The organism is Sodalis praecaptivus, assembly GCF_000517425.1.
Taxonomy (GTDB): domain Bacteria; phylum Pseudomonadota; class Gammaproteobacteria; order Enterobacterales; family Enterobacteriaceae; genus Sodalis_A; species Sodalis_A praecaptivus.
Map to the genome: position 1 here is coordinate 326,072 of NZ_CP006570.1, position 15,175 is coordinate 341,246.

Sequence of the window (15,175 nt, forward strand, 5' to 3'; positions counted from 1 at the left end):
TCATTATTTTGATATAAATATAACATAGTAGCGACGCGACTAGGCCCTATGATACTTGCAATTTTGAGCTTTATTTTCTTGGCTATAAAATAATGATCAATCATCTACAAGTGGGTAGGTTAGCCGGTTATTGTACATCAGTAAGCGACACAGACAGGACGTCAGCTACAGGGTTCTTAGATTTCTACTCAACGTATTCTCCTCTACGATTTGTAAAAACAGGGGCGGTAGAGGGATGCTGATGGTCCAAGCTTAAGTTTGAAACGACCCGACAAGTCACCGTGACGTCCGATAAACAGTAACCGTTTTACATAAGTAGTATCCATGCAAAGGGTCAAACTAAAGGGTTAGCACGCAGTGATGATAATAGCATTAGTGGCATCATTCCTGCTTTCTACATCTCTTTACTTTGGGTAGTTTATCGATAAGATAAGCGTAACAGAGCATAATACGGCTTTTAATTGAAGCGAGTGCAAATCGCGCCCTACTGCGTATAGCAACTGTTTCCGATACCTTGGATATCCTACCTACCCTGACGCAGTTAAGCCCAGGACGCACTTGATAAATCGGGTATACCAACTGCACCTCAATACTGGCAAAAAAACGCATATTTAAGACCCAATAAGGCTATCTATACTTAAAAAGATCGCAACTTTATCAAGTCGATGAAAGTCGCCGCTTCGTTACACGGCACATTATCATCAATATATTAAAAAGCAATACGTCATTGCACAATATTGCTTGTGAAGGAATTGAGTTTAACGGCTTACCTGAAATAAAAATTTTGCACGCTTTACATGCAGGGACCATACCAACCCCGCGACGCTTTAGCAACCCATGACTATAAACAACGAACCTGTGCTTTCATTAAATCATGTTAAGAGGAAAAATAAGCAAAATGAAAATACCAAATGCAGAAAACACTTATTTGCCACCTGAAGGAAATAAACTGTGCCTTGAGTCATTACTAACAACTTCCACGCACTCGTTAGAAAAGACGAAGGCATTAGCAGTGCAAACCTACAGGGCATTTCCCATGAACATTGATGTCTCAACTAACTATTGTATTTATGTAGGCATAATATCATCTATGAGCGCGGCGCTACAAAAAGCCATGAAGCACAACAATTTGGCGAAAGAAGATTTTTTCAAGATAATTGAAGGCAGAGAGCTAGCTGAAACAGAGAGTCATAGAGATCGGGTAAAAGCGGAATCGAAAAAGGCTTTTATTATGTCTTCCATCGCATCGTTCATTCCATCATGCATACAGAATTTGGCCTTAAAAACGTCACATGGAAAGATCGCGCAAATGAATTTAGCAGAATATATCTCTGTTAGTGTCAAAGATGAGGTCATGATATTTATAAGAAAAATTGACCTTGAGAGTTACAACCAGGAGATAAAAAAAGCGGTACGCAGCATTAGAAGAATTGCCCGAGTTGCAATTCGATTAGCTGTAGCGCAAATCTACGATCGCTTGCAGGTGGAGAATAAACACGTTTCCACGCCCGAGGGGCCCAAGGTCACGTTTGAAGCTGCCGGTGATGTGGACGGTATGAATGATTCCGTTAATGGTAAACTTGGGAAATGGACCAGCAGAACCCCGTCGCTAACGGGCTGGCAGAATGCTGATATAAAAAGAAACGCCTATTTAGGTGAAGCACAGTTCTCTTTCGAGTATGGGGGCAGTCCGAGCGAAGCCTTACTGAGTTCTGACAGTCTACCCGGCTTGGGCCAGGTGATGACAAGAAACATAACCTCGTTAGACAATTCAGCGCTGATCTTAATTAATAAAGAAGTGGACGAAAATGATATTTATTTGCACATTATCCAAGAAATTTTATTAATGGTTGAGTCTGAAATAGGCAGTACTGACGACGAACTTTTTGATGAGGTCAATACCGTAGTCCAAAAAACTATCAATGAAAAAAGGAATTTGACGAGCATCCTTCGCCTTGAACTCGAGGAATGCTTGCATAAGGAATATCATTTAGCAACTTCAGCGCAATCTCTTATCGGTCGTGCCGTCGCCAATGCGCAAAACGCTGATGATGTTATTAAAGGACAAAACGCCTTTAAGCAGCTTATGCTACATCGATATGAAAAGAAAGTGCTCATGTGCAGAATTGCCCACAACGAGAAAATCCTTTTTTTGCTCGATAACGTCCATAAATTGTTGCAGTCGATGTAGGTTTCACCATTGACATCCCTATGCAGACGCGACCGGAAAGACGTCGATGACGCAACATTACAGTTCTGTGTCAATAACGCAATGCCGTTCAAACATCAAATTTACGCTGCCTGAGTTTAAGGCTAATTAAATCCCATCAGCTCATTTAAACGATGATATTTTCTATACAACAGGATTTAGCGCGGCCAAGTTTGGGATTACGGTAAGACCTGACTATGAATCAACTCCAGAGAGGCGTTATAGCCATGCTAGTCTTTCTGTTAACATAGTCAGGCGATTTAACTCACTGCCACTTGTACCCTAGAGGCAGTTCGCTATATAGAATAAAATCTGTTTATACTGTCTAGAACGTCAATGCATCACCCTGCCAGCCCGTATTAATCAGGTAATCCTCCCACGTCAGGCTTTGCGAATTGATTTTCCTACTCCAGAGCAGGTCTCGGTTTTTGGCGAAATAACCATAATTAACCGCATACTTCACCATTCCCGTGATTTCATCAACCATCCCGTCCTTCCCTACAAACGAGGGGAAATAATGCAACAATTCTTCGCGGGTCACGGCCGAACGGTAAACGGCTTTTCGTCCCGTCACTCGGCAGAATGTCTCAACGAGTTCCCGCGGAGAAATGAATTCGCCGATAACCGGGAGAGTACAACCTGTATACATCTCGCGGTTGTCAAACATTGCCAACACTGCCGGCCCGGTAGCGGTCAGAGGATCGACAAACGGGGCCTGAAAATCCTCTGGTAAATAAACGGGGAAAATCAAGGTGCCACCCTCGCTGCGCGGTTGATAATATTCAAGCAGATTGGTATAGAAAAAAGCCATTTGAATAAACGAGCAACCGACCGGCAACGTACGTATATACTCTTCAATCTTACCTTTATCGGTAAAATGCGGGACCCATAATTGGCCTTCAGAGATCTTATCGACATTTTCCAGGCTGCTGAAGACGATATGCTCTACCCCAGCCTCAACAGCTGCATCGGCGAGTCGGCATCCCAGGGTAGTTTCATGAGTTTTCGCTCCCCTGAATGCAGGAAGGATGCCCGGCGTCATTAAAAACGCGCCGGTAGAATCTGCAAAGGCCGCAACCAGTTTAGCGTGTTCATCAGATTTAATAGAAATTTCTATGAGTTCGGCACCCAGGGATGCCAACTCCTGCGCTATAGGAGAATGGATGTTACGGGTTAAAGCGCGGACGCGATAGCGCTGACTTTCCAATAAGGTTCGCGCCACGCTACGCCCCTGTTTACTCATTGCGCCCACCACCGTGATCCGCGGTCTTAAGGACGTTAACATATTTCACTTTCCTTTCCAGATTGACGTAGTTGCATTATCAGAACGAATGAGGGATAAGTGAAATCGATTATGTTGTAGCAAGGAATCCATGAAATGAATACCAGAAAAATGGATTTAAACCTTCTGCTGACGCTGGAAGCGCTACTCGCCGAGCAGAACGTGACGAAGGCGGCCAAGCGGCTCCATCTGAGCCAGCCCGCGGTAAGCGCACAGCTCAACCGATTGCGGGAAATTTTCAACGATCCGCTGTTCATTCCCGGGCGCAGGGGAATGACACCCTCAGCGAAAGCGCTTGAGTTGATGATTCCGTTTGGCCATGTTCTAGAAACAATACGCGATACGGTGCATTCCCATGAGGAGTTCAACCCGGCGAAGGCTAGGTTGACGGCGACGTTGGCCGGTACAGACTACATTCAGGTCGCGGTTATCATGCCGCTTGTCCTGACGTTGCAAAACATCGCGCCAGGCGTGCGTATCGCCGTCAGAAACTATGATCCCAATCATCTGGCACATCAACTGGCGGCGGGGCTGACCGATGTGGTTATCGCCACACCTGACAGGACGCAGACACACCTGCGAGTACAGCATTTATTTTACGAAACCTACGTGCTCATCGGGCGTTCAGATCATCCGGGGTTAAAAAACTCTCTAACAATGGCCGATTTTTCTAAACTGAAACACATTGTCGTTTCCCCTACCGGTGGGGGATTCACCACGCCTGTTGATAGTGTGCTGGCGGCGGCAGGTCTAAAACGCCATGTTGCTATGTCCGCAGCGTCATTCCTTTTCATTCCTGAAATAGTCGCTACGAGTGACTTGGTCGCGTTGGTACCGCGTCGATTGATAAGCAAGACCTTAAATCAGCTCACGGTTGTGGAGCTTTCCTGGCTAAAGGCGCGTTTTGACGTCAGTCTTTTTTGGCACGAACGTAACCACGGGCACGCAGGCCATCGTTGGCTAAGAAATTTAATAAGTCAGCAGAACGTTCTGACGGAGAGTAAACCGGCAATCACCCTGCGGTGACGGTATTGCCGTTGATCGCTTATTTGGCTAACGATTGGCGCAAGCAATGCATCGTATACGCTACTAAATCTGGGGTAATTGAGCCATCGTCTATGTATGGGCATTGCCTTTTTTGTGCGGTGCGCGGACGTTATAGAGTAAAAATTGCGGCGGCGTGACCTTTCGCTTTTCTACGCAACGCCCCTCCCTACGCTATGCGGCCTCGTGGATCTCATCCGTAAGCGCCGCGGTCGATATTCACCCGTTCGGCCAAAAAGTCCAGAAAGGCCCGCACGCGTAACGGTATATAGCCGCCTTGGCCGACGTAGACGGCGTGAATTTCTTCGACATCGCCTGGATTGCACTCTTCAAGCACGGGCAGCAGCCGTCCTGCGTCAATATCGTCGCGCACTTGAAAAACGGCCAATCGCGCCAGTCCGAGCCCCGCCAACGCCAGACGACGCAATGCTTCTCCGTCGCTGGCCTGGACGTTGCCCGTTACCGGAATCAGCAGGTTTTCCTGCGCATGGCGCAACGGCCATCCGGGTTGCGCCCGCACATAATTCGCGCCAAGGCGGTTGTGGGCAAGCAGTTGTTTTGGCGTAGTCGGCATGCCGTGGCGAGACAGGTAGCCTGGCGCCGCTACGATCACCATGTGCGTTCCCCCTAGCCTGCGCGCCACCAAATTCGAGCTTTTCAGCGGGCCGGCGCGAACGGCCACGTCGGTACGCTGCTCCAGAAGGTCGATCACCTCATCGGTCAACACCATGTCCAACGTCACCTCGGGATGGCGCGCTAGAAATTCGGGCACCAACGGCAACAGACAGTGAAGCCCGAACGGCACGTTGGCATTCACGCGTAACCGTCCGCGCGGCGCGGAGTGCTCGCTGGCGCAACGTTCCGCGTCCTCCAGATCCGCAAGGATACGCACGCCGCGCTCATAAAAGACGCAGCCTTCGGCGGTGAGCTGAAGCTGACGCGTGGAGCGGTTCACCAGACGCGTGCCCAGCCGTTGCTCCAATCGTCCAACCAACTTGCTGACGGCCGAGGGCGTCATGCCGCAGGCGCGGGCGGCGGCGGAAAATCCGCCAAGCTCGATCGCGCGCACGAATACTTCTAATTCGCCGGAGCGGTTGACTTCCAAACGGGCCATAGCACCTCTAATGAATTCAACTCACAAATGATGTTCCTTTTAATAGTCTAGTACAAGATGCTCAGCACTATCATAATTTCAGCACCGAAATTCGACTCAAGAGAGAACGCATGAAAATATTATCCAGGGCATTAGCGCCGGCTATGCTGGGCTTTGCCTTAACCGCGTCCGCCGCACCTGGGCTGGCAACCAAGCCCGACTGGGTGGCCACTTGGCAGGCCAGCCCGCAGCCAACCTGGGGTTCAGATTTCTTGTTTCCCACCAACGTTCCGGCGGTATTGCATGATCAGACCGTGCGCCTGGTGGCGCGCGTCAGCCTGGGTGGACAACGCCTGCGCATCGTGTTGTCAAATACCTACGGACGCGAACCTATCGTCATTGGTAAGACCACAATCGCACGCCCCACCGGAAACGGCGACGTTGCGGTTAACGGTATCCGTGCAGTGACGTTTGGCGGACAGGATACGTCAACCATTCTTCCTGGCGCATCGCTTATCAGCGACCCGGTGGCATTAGCGGTGCCGGCACTTACGCAACTGGCGATCAGCATTCATCTGCCCAAGACGACGCCGGTCAACACGTTTCATTGGGATGGCCGGCAAACCGCATGGATTGCTCACGGCAACCAAACGTCAAGCACGGCGTGGGCGCAAGCCGATAGTGCCCTCCAGAGTACCACTGCCCGCCTGCTGCTCACGGGCATCCAAGTCGAGACGCCACAGCGAGCGCGTGCGGTGGTCGTCCTCGGTGACTCCATCACCGACGGCGCAGCGGCCAGTCTGGACAACGACAGCCGCTGGCCGGATTTCTTGGCCGCTCGACTTGCGCCAAGGGGTGTGGCCGTCGTCAATGCCGGTATCTCCGGCGCACGGCTGTTGTCTGACGGTATGGGCGTCAATGCGTTGGCGCGGCTGGAGCGCGACGTGCTGACCCAGCCAGGCGTACAAAGCGTTATCGTGCTGTTGGGCATTAACGACATTGCCTGGCCGGGCACTGCGTTCGCAGAGAGTGCCCGGCGCCCTACGCTGGACGCAATGGCGGCAGGCTACCGGCAAGTGGTTGCCCAGGCGCATGCGCGCGGCGTACGCGTCATCGGCGCTACGCTGACGCCGTTCGAGAACGCGCTGCCCAACACCCCGTTGGACAATTATTACCAACCTGACAAAAACATCCTGCGCCAGCGGGTGAACGACTGGATTCGTCATAGCGGCGCGTTTGATGCGGTGATCGACTTTGATGCCACCCTCCGCGACCCAGCCCACCCCACCCGCATCGCCACGCGTTACGACTCCGGCGATCACCTGCATCCTGGCGATAAAGGCAACCGCGCGCTGGCTGATGCCGTCGATCTTGAAGCCTTGCTGCCAGAGGTCAGCCGGTTGCCGTACCACGCTTTGGCCAAATAGGCTTAAAAAATCATGCTGTTCATTCCTATCGCCCTGTGAGGGGGGTATTACTTAACCGCATCGTCATGCCGCCCCCTGACCCGTTCATGCGAGGGCGCAGGCCATGCGCTTTCTAGGTTAGCGGCTGACGATTAAGCCCAGCGCGCAACGGTCAATTACTCTCAGCGACGGTATGCAGGTTAGCCAACGGAGCAAGATCACATAGGGACGCCAGACCGCCATTGGACCATGTAAGTGGGCGCAGGGCACGGCGTCACCGACGCCGTGGGGGTTGCCATCGGAGGCATCCTCGCTCCGCTGTAACATGCCGGTCGGGTATCGCCCACGTCGCTGCAGCCCGACGGCGCGCCACCGATAGGGTCTTTACCGTGATGGCTGAAGGCGTCCAGGTTTTCATCGACCCTGAAGGGATGGGGTCGCGATCTGGCACAGTATGGAGGAAGAATGAACTATCTCGTGACAGTTCACAGTCCCACAAAGCATGAATCGTTTTAAGGTTTATATTACTCTGTATAAGCTAGGTGCCGGCCAATACGTTATGTTTGGTATGCAAAACCTAAATAGGCTCAATAACTATGCCAAACGCAAGTTTGAAAATATTAAGAAACCATAGATTCAATCAATATCGACAAGATGTATGTTTTACCAAAGATTTTATGAGATTTTGTTCCAAGAATAATTTATCGGCAAAGAACTTAACCAGGGGACATATTTCATGTATTTGCCCCTCTGATCTTGTGAGATGTTCAAGCATTAGCTTTGCAGGACGCTGCCAAGAAGCCTATGAAAAAAGCCGCAATAGTTTCTTGGGAGAAGAAACACCCTTAATTGCCGTCGAAGTAAGGTCGCGCGCTGCTAAAAAGCTGTATCGCTGCGCCTGTCCGCCCGATCCTTGTGCGACGAAAGACTTCTATAATCAGTGCCGAATGCATAAAGTAATGAATATGCATCCGGTTGACGCAGCCGAGGCAGAGATCAGGTTTCATCCCAAAGGATACCCTGAAAAATACCGACTTACTGAGTTGGTTACGCGCTTGACCGCTTTGACCTGTTTATGTCCTCCCTTAGCACCGGCGAATGCTATTATGGCGTTTCCGTCTTCATGATGATCGTGTTAACCAGCATCAACTGAGACAGTATACAGTTTGAACCCTGATGGCACGGGAAGGCAACGGCGATAGCGCGAAGGGGCGGGTTCGCGCCTGATATGAGGGTGACCTTGCCGCTATCGTTGTGCCATTTACCCGTGCTTATACAATCGCATTTGGCAGATTCTACCATCGCAAGCCGGCACCCTCTATTAGGCTATAGCGGCATCCGCTTTTGTGCAGTCGCGGCATTTCTGATAAACCGGTGCCACCGCCGCACTCTTCTGCACGTTAACGTTTACCCTGCCGCGGCCCAAGCAAGGTTCGCAAAGGGTCTATCGGGCCTGATGTAAAGGTGTTTTGCCGTTTTATGATTTTGATTTGTGGGAGCTGCACCTTATACATCGGCCATTCTGCGTTCATGCTCAATGAGCCATTTTTTCCGCCATAAACCGCCGCCGTAACCCGTTAAGCCGCCGTCAGCCCCGATAACGCGATGGCATGGAATAATAATGGCGATTTGATTAGCGCCATTTGCCCTGGCTACCGATCGCGTGGCTGAGGGGTTGTTGATTTGCCTGGCGATAGCCGAATAACTGCGGAGTTCTCCCAAAGGAATATTTCTCAGTTCATCCCAAACAAGATGATTGAAAGGGGTACCAAACTTTGCGAGTGGCGTGCTGAACTCTGTAAGCTTTCCTGAAAAATAGCGCTTTAGCTCTTCTTCGACCAAATTAATGGACTCTTCGCGGCCCATGACGATTTCCGCCGAGGTTAAAACTTTCAATTTCTCCATTTCAACCGGCAAGGCTTTTCGATCTATGAATTCAAGCAGATAAAGAGCAAACCTGTCCGCAATAGCAATCATTGTCCCTATCGGAGTCTCCAACCAGTCAGACTTTAGTAATGAGCGAGTCTGAATGTTCCTGGGAGAAACGCCCAGATGACGCGTGATGGCATTCCTGAATCCGCTGCCGGAATCATAGCTGGCGTGTAATTGCGCATCGATAACTGACGCGCCATCGTTGAGAGAGGCCACGCTCCTTCCAATTCTGCGTAAACGCGCAATTTCAAGGAAGGTGATACCAAACTGCCTACGAAAAGCGCGTTTAACGGTGGAAGGATCGTAACCGCGTATAGCGATCTCGCTTTCCGACCACCTTTTCTCCGGTTGCTCCTCTAACGCATTAAGGAGTGCGTCTATCAGGGGCTCGCGTGTCAGGCCCGCGTTCATCGGCCGGCACCGCTTGCAAGGCCGGAATCCCGCTTCCAGAGCGGCAGCGATGGAGGAATAAAAGCTCGTATTTTCACGCTTTGGTTTGCGTGCAGGGCAGGTTAATTTACAAAAGATCCCTGTACTCTTGACACCGACGTAGGCAAAGCCTTCGTAAGAAGGATCTCTTGCAATGAGTGCTTGGTATAGGATCGCATCGTCAGGTATATCGAAGAGCATCGTCAGTATCTCTTACTGGGAATTCGAGGTTAAATTTGATATTACTACACCGTTATAATGCCAACGACTAAAATCGGGCAGGTATTTTTCTTTACGCTTATTTGCGCTCAATGACTGTTTTTTTCGATAATGGACTATTTTAGCTCACCCAAGGCCATGTTTTCAGAATAATACACCGCCAGAACTGATAACATCTTCCCGCCTTGGGCAATGGAAATCGGGTTATGGCGCATGGTGCTTGCGGCGGTAGGTAGTTGGTTTAACAAACGCTCTTAAGGTTCAGCCTGAGAGCATGCGGTCGTGCTCCCGCACCTTGCCCTAAACTCGCTTTAATCTTGTTCTTGTCTCGCCTATCGACCAGCAAAGGGCGTTGCCAAACTGACTGTGGCCGACGGAGGTGCTCCGTCAGCAAAGGGTTATAGCACCCAGAAACCGTGCGTACCGTCTTTCGTCAATTGTGCAACCAATCCATACTCCCAATCCAGATAAGCCTGCATAACGGCCTCCGGTACCTCTGTACCCTCATAAGGCCGCCGGTAACGATCGATCCGCGGGGACAGTAGCCGGTTTTCCCCCTGCTCCAACGGCAAATTCTCCGCTTTCCAGGCGGCATTGCCACCATTCAATACATAAACCGGTTTACCGGTAAGCCGTTCAATTTCATTGACCCTGTAAGGGGCCAGCTGGCCGGTGCCACAGGTGACAACGTAACGGGCTGCGAGCGGAAGGGCGTGCGTCGCGCCCAACGGGCGAAGATCCGATCCTAACAGCCAATAGGCACCGGGAATATGGCCAGACACATAATTCGCGCTGGCGCTAACATCCAGCACCAGGGTGTCGCTTTCCCGTAGCCAGACGGCAAGGCGCGTAGCGTCTACCCGCTGCTGGGGCGGCAAAACGGGCAACGGGGGTTGCCAAGGACCCCGTTCGCCGAAATCACCGGCGGTGACATCATCTAGCACCCAGACCCGCCAGTTCATCTGGGACAGCCACGAGGCTGTCATATCGGCGCGCACTTTCTTGTCATCAATCAGAACAATACTGGCGCCGCGAACGCTGGCATACTGATCGGTTTCCTGTACCAACTGCCCCCCCGCAACCGGCCTGGCGCCGGGCAAATGCCCCGCTTGGTACTCTTCCTGCGAACGTACATCGAACAGATAAAGAGTGCGATCGGGATCGGATTGCCATTGCCGCAATAGCGGCAAGCCGATACGCTGAACGCCAGCGCGATCGGCGACCGCTCGTGCTGATTCGCCGGCAAGGCGGGCCGCAGCGTCGCCCGTTTCCCCGTAGCGCCGCACTTGGCCACGCTCGAGGGGTTGTCCCGCCAACGTCCAGCCGATCGTTCCGTTGCGTAAAGCGAAAACCGGATTATTGATGCCGGCATTCACTAAAGACTGCGTGCCGATAATACTGCGGGTGCGGCCGGCGCAGTTGACAATCACCCGCGTCGCAGGGGACGGCACCAAATCCCGCACCCGCAACACCAGCTCAGCACCAGGCACGCTGATGCTGCCGGGAATACTCATCGTATGGTATTCATCGAAACGGCGAACATCCAGTACTACCACGTCCGACTGGCTAGCCAACAGCGTCTGGACCTCTTGTGCGGTCAAAGACGGCGTATGCCGTTGATGCTCTACCCATTCACCAAACGCCTTACTGGGCGAATTGACGTCGCTGAACAGTTCTTCTCCCGCCGCCTTCCAGCCGGCAAGCCCGTCCTTGAGCAAAGCCACATCGGTATAGCCCAGCGCCACCAGGCGATGGGCCGCCGCCAAGGCGAGCCCTTCGCTATTATCATAAAGCGTTATCGGCGTGGTAAGGCGCGGAATGCGCGCGCCGACTTCAATCTCGAGCCGGGAGAGAGGGATATTAACGGCGAAGAGCGGATGGGCTGTGGCAAACGGCGCCTCTTCCCGAACATCCACTAACGCCAGCTCCTGCCGTGCCAACAATGCCTGCCGAATGGCTTCGGAGTCTCTCACTGCAAATGAAAATGGATTATTCATGTTTCGATAAGTCCCAAATATTTGGCAAGACGGTATTGGAATAGCCGGAGATAAAACGTTTTTCACTGCCGTCCGGTTTCCAGGTGGCCCGCTGAACTGCGCCGATATTGGCGCCGTAAACATGGATGCTGATGGATACCTGGTCCTCGAATACATTGCTGACCTGATGAATATCACCTATTTGCGGCGATACCGCTTCCACATCCCCTGGCCGTAGTCGAATCGGCACGCCCGTTGGGCGCAATCCCTGAGCGTCGAGGGAAAAGGACTGCGACTGCTCGGCGCCGCGTAACATGCCGATCAAGCCCCAGACGCGATGATCATGAACCGGCGTTTTCTGACCGGGGCCCCAAACAAAGCTAACCACGGAAAAGCGCTGGCGCGAATCGATATGCAGTAAATATTGCTGATAATACTGCGGATCTGGCCGGGCAAAAGCTTCATCCAGCCAGTCATCGTGCCTGACCAATTCTGCCAGCAGGGGCTTCGCCCGTTGCAAAATCGCGGATTCGTCATGGTATTCATCCAGCACCGTCGCCAATTGCCCAATAAAATCACGCAGGCGGTCGTAGCGTAATGTTTCGGTCATTCTCTTCTTCTCCCGTTACAAGTGTGACGTCTGTCGCCTGGGCGGGGTTCCGCTTTCCAGCACAAACCGGTGACGGTCGCGGCCCGGTCAATGGGCCAAGGGCGCCGTCAGACCCAGCCTTGCGGCCACGGTCGAGCCGAAACTGGCTGCCGCTTCGGCCAAGGGGCGCGGTAAAACTGGATGCACCAGCCAGAGCCGGTTGTCCGGTTGAAAATCCTGTAGCGGTAAAATACGTAACCGGCCGGCGTAAACGCTATTTTCCAGCAGGTAGCGCGGCACCAAGCCCAGCCCGCCACCGTCCGCTATCAAGGCCAATTGCAGATCGTTGCCGGTAACTTCCATATTGATGCGCATCGGCAATCCCCTATCTTTCAACGCGCGCTCCAGGCCGCCCCTGAAGCCGCACCCCGTCGGGTTGAGTACCCAGCCTTGCTGATGGCAGGCGGCAAGCGTCGTGGGCAGAGGGCCGCCGCCGGCCGCCGTTGCAACGACCAGCGGCACAGCCCCCAGATCCTTGGACTGCAATCCCTCCGGGAAAATGTTGCCGGCGGGATAAAGCAGCAAGGCCGCATCCACTATCCCCTTCTGTATTCCCTGCAATAAATTGACGCCCCAGTTGCTGCTCAGGCGTGGTTCAATATGAGGGTAGCGGTGGGTCAGCGACATTAGGGCCGGCGCTACCCCGATATCCGTTATGCTCTGCGGCAGCCCCAAGCGCAGAACGCCGCTGGGGGGCGCATCTTGTTCCACCAATTGCCGTAAAAGCGCGAGTTCATTACTGATGCGCTCGCATTGCCGATAAACCCGCCGTCCCATGGCCGTCGGCTTGAGCGGTTTGGTTTGACGGTCAAGGAGGACAACCCCCAGCGACGCCTCCAGGCTTTGTACCCGCCGGGTGATAGCCGGCTGCGTTAAACCCAGCAATTCCGCCGTTTCTCGCGTAGATTGCAGCTGTACCAGCGCCATAAAAGCGTTCATCTCATCCAAAGTCATCGCGCGCTTGCCCCTTAGTCGATCGTGTTGGCGGCGGCGTGCCGCCGGCGGGCGCGCCAGAACGGTAGCGTCAGACTCAATGCGAGAGACAGTAACGTCAGGGTCAAGAACCCTAGCGCGACGGGGCTTGCGATGAAGATATGCATATCGCCGGCGGAAATGGTCAGCGCCTGGCGAAACGACTGCTCAAGGTTACTGCCCAGCACCAGGGCCAGGATCATCGGCGCCAACGGCACATCAATCTTGCGCAGCACATAACCCAACAGGCCGAAACCCAGGATCAGGTAAAGATCAAAAATGCTGGATTTGATGGAATAGACGCCAATGCTGGCCACCGTGACAATCCCCGGCAACAGCATACCCGTTGGGATGTATAACAACCGGACAAACAGGAACACCAGCGGTAGATTGAGTATCAGCAACAGCAGGTTGCCGAGATACATACTGTCCACCAGTCCCCAGACCAGTTGTGGATGATTTTGCATCAGCAAGGGACCCGGCTGGATACCAAACATGATAAACGCGCCCAGTAACAGCGCAGAAGAGCTGCTGCTCGGCACCCCCAGGGTAAGCAACGGGACCAGATGACCGCCAACCGCGGCGTTATTGGCGGCTTCCGGTCCGGCGACACCTTCTATCATCCCTTGGCCGAACCGCTCTGGCGTTTTGCTCAGCGCGCGCTCGAGGCCGTAGGATAATACCGTGGCGATGGTGGCGCCGCCGCCCGGTAGCAGTCCTTTTGCGAAGCCCAGCAGCGTGCCGCGCAATATCGGCATGCGGGAACGACGCCATTCCTCTCGGGTCAGCCACAGGCTGCCGCGGACGGGTTGAATTTTCTCCTCCCCCTGCAAATGACGCTCAAAGTTGATCAGCACTTCCGACAGAGCAAAGAGTCCGACCGACGCCACCAGAAAGGGGATCCCTTCCTGCAGCTCCATGATGCCGCCGGTAAAACGCGGCATACCGCTTTGCAGATCGATACCGATCGTGGCGATAATCAGCCCCAGCACCAGCGAAAGCAGCCCGCGCGCCAAGGATTTGCCGCTCAGCGATGCCACGGCGCTCAATGAAAACAGCATTAGCGTAAAAAATTCGGCGGGCCCGACCCGCAAAGCAAAGACGGAAAACGGCACGGCGAAGAAACTCAGCAAGACCACGGCAATCGTCCCGGCGATAAACGAGCCGATGGCCGATACGGCGAGCGCGGCGCCGGCGCGCCCCTGCCGCGCCATCTGATGGCCGTCCAGCGCGGTCATGACCGATGACGATTCACCGGGGGTATTAATCAGGATCGACGCGGTCGACCCGCCATACATGGTGCCGTAATAAAGGCCACAGAGCATGATCAACGCTCCGGTGGGCTCCAGACCAAAGGTCACGGGAAGCATAACTGCGATACCCGCCGTCGGGCCCAACCCCGGCAACACGCCCACAGCGGTGCCGAGCAGGCAGCCTATGAGAATATAAAGCAGATTATCGGGCTGAAAGGCGACGCTGAAGCCGTGAAAGATTTGCAGGTAAGTTTCCATCTCCGCCTCTTAGGAAAACAGCCGGCCGGCGGGCAACGGCACGCTCAGGGCATATTTGAATACATACCAGCTCGCCAGTGGGAAAAGTAGCGCCACCAACGCCGCCTGGCGAGGTTTCGGATGGCAACACATCATGGTTACCAATAGAAACAGCGTGGTATCTAAGGTATAGCCAAGTTCTTCAAACGCCATAAAGTAAAGGCCGATCACCGCCAAGGCGGCCAGCACCGGTTTCAGCGTGCTGGCGTGAAACGTGCGCGGGGCACTTTTATGACGCCCTTCCAGCAACAGCAGCAGCACGCAAAATAGCAGGGCGATGCATAATAAGCCGGGAAAAAAACGCGGCCCTACGGGGTCGCCCATACCCAGCAGCGGGATTTGTCTGATACCCCAGTAATACACGGCGGCCAGGAGGGTGCTCGCCGCCGCAAGCAGATAGCTAATCATCGCGAT

At 53.3% G+C, this 15,175-nt stretch carries 11 protein-coding genes; 3 read left to right on the forward strand and 8 right to left on the reverse strand.

Annotation, left to right across the window (positions count from 1 at the left end; translation table 11 throughout):
• Positions 1-898 precede the first annotated feature (898 nt).
• On the forward strand, positions 899-2,191 hold the full coding sequence (locus SANT_RS22300) for a hypothetical protein (RefSeq protein WP_148296388.1): 1,293 nt from the start codon (positions 899-901) through the stop codon (positions 2,189-2,191).
• Positions 2,192-2,534: 343 nt separating this feature from the next.
• Here the strand turns inward: SANT_RS22300 and SANT_RS22305 are convergent, their stop codons facing one another.
• On the reverse strand, positions 2,535-3,494 hold the full coding sequence (locus SANT_RS22305; protein WP_025424444.1) for an NmrA/HSCARG family protein: 960 nt from the start codon (positions 3,492-3,494) through the stop codon (positions 2,535-2,537).
• Positions 3,495-3,587: 93 nt separating this feature from the next.
• On the opposite strand from SANT_RS22305, the gene SANT_RS22310 reads away from it, so the two are divergent.
• Positions 3,588-4,517, forward strand: coding sequence for a LysR family transcriptional regulator (locus tag SANT_RS22310; protein WP_025424445.1), 930 nt, complete (start codon positions 3,588-3,590; stop codon positions 4,515-4,517).
• A gap of 211 nt (positions 4,518-4,728) precedes the next feature.
• Here the strand turns inward: SANT_RS22310 and SANT_RS22315 are convergent, their stop codons facing one another.
• A complete protein-coding gene (locus SANT_RS22315) occupies positions 4,729-5,649 on the reverse strand; it encodes a LysR family transcriptional regulator (protein ID WP_025424446.1) in 921 nt (306 codons plus the stop codon).
• Between the two features lie 110 nt (positions 5,650-5,759).
• Between SANT_RS22315 and SANT_RS22320 the strand changes: the two genes are divergently transcribed.
• Entirely contained in the window at positions 5,760-7,055 is a 1,296-nt protein-coding gene (locus SANT_RS22320; protein WP_040133576.1) for an SGNH/GDSL hydrolase family protein, read from the forward strand.
• Positions 7,056-8,540: 1,485 nt separating this feature from the next.
• On the opposite strand, the gene SANT_RS22325 is transcribed toward SANT_RS22320, so the two are convergent.
• The 6 genes from SANT_RS22325 to SANT_RS22350 form a co-directional block, all read right to left on the reverse strand.
• Positions 8,541-9,596, reverse strand: coding sequence for a bifunctional transcriptional activator/DNA repair enzyme AdaA (locus SANT_RS22325; RefSeq protein WP_025424448.1), 1,056 nt, complete (start codon positions 9,594-9,596; stop codon positions 8,541-8,543).
• A 416-nt stretch (positions 9,597-10,012) separates the two neighbouring features.
• Positions 10,013-11,611 (reverse strand): rhodanese homology domain-containing protein, encoded by a 1,599-nt coding sequence (locus SANT_RS22330; protein WP_025424449.1) that lies wholly within the window; start codon positions 11,609-11,611, stop codon positions 10,013-10,015.
• Complete coding sequence (locus SANT_RS22335) at positions 11,604-12,200, reverse strand: cysteine dioxygenase (protein WP_025424450.1); 597 nt, start codon at positions 12,198-12,200, stop codon at positions 11,604-11,606. Before SANT_RS22335 ends, SANT_RS22330 begins: the two co-directional genes overlap by 8 nt.
• 87 nt (positions 12,201-12,287) lie before the next feature.
• Positions 12,288-13,193, reverse strand: a complete 906-nt coding sequence (locus SANT_RS22340; protein WP_025424451.1) for a LysR family transcriptional regulator — start codon at positions 13,191-13,193, stop codon at positions 12,288-12,290.
• Positions 13,194-13,207: 14 nt separating this feature from the next.
• A complete protein-coding gene (locus SANT_RS22345) occupies positions 13,208-14,722 on the reverse strand; it encodes a tripartite tricarboxylate transporter permease (protein WP_025424452.1) in 1,515 nt (504 codons plus the stop codon).
• 9 nt (positions 14,723-14,731) lie between these two features.
• Entirely contained in the window at positions 14,732-15,169 is a 438-nt protein-coding gene (locus SANT_RS22350; protein ID WP_025424453.1) for a tripartite tricarboxylate transporter TctB family protein, read from the reverse strand.
• Positions 15,170-15,175 lie beyond the last annotated feature (6 nt).

Bases quoted from the DNA above. Each gene is read 5' to 3' on its own strand.
- SANT_RS22300 (WP_148296388.1), top strand. From the start codon at position 899: ATGAAAATACCAAATGCAGAAAACACTTATTTGCCACCTGAAGGAAAT.
- SANT_RS22305 (WP_025424444.1), bottom strand. From the start codon at position 3,494: ATGTTAACGTCCTTAAGACCGCGGATCACGGTGGTGGGCGCAATGAGT.
- SANT_RS22310 (WP_025424445.1), top strand. From the start codon at position 3,588: ATGAATACCAGAAAAATGGATTTAAACCTTCTGCTGACGCTGGAAGCG.
- SANT_RS22315 (WP_025424446.1), bottom strand. From the start codon at position 5,649: ATGGCCCGTTTGGAAGTCAACCGCTCCGGCGAATTAGAAGTATTCGTG.
- SANT_RS22320 (WP_040133576.1), top strand. From the start codon at position 5,760: ATGAAAATATTATCCAGGGCATTAGCGCCGGCTATGCTGGGCTTTGCC.
- SANT_RS22325 (WP_025424448.1), bottom strand. From the start codon at position 9,596: ATGCTCTTCGATATACCTGACGATGCGATCCTATACCAAGCACTCATT.
- SANT_RS22330 (WP_025424449.1), bottom strand. From the start codon at position 11,611: ATGAATAATCCATTTTCATTTGCAGTGAGAGACTCCGAAGCCATTCGG.
- SANT_RS22335 (WP_025424450.1), bottom strand. From the start codon at position 12,200: ATGACCGAAACATTACGCTACGACCGCCTGCGTGATTTTATTGGGCAA.
- SANT_RS22340 (WP_025424451.1), bottom strand. From the start codon at position 13,193: ATGACTTTGGATGAGATGAACGCTTTTATGGCGCTGGTACAGCTGCAA.
- SANT_RS22345 (WP_025424452.1), bottom strand. From the start codon at position 14,722: ATGGAAACTTACCTGCAAATCTTTCACGGCTTCAGCGTCGCCTTTCAG.
- SANT_RS22350 (WP_025424453.1), bottom strand. From the start codon at position 15,169: ATGATTAGCTATCTGCTTGCGGCGGCGAGCACCCTCCTGGCCGCCGTG.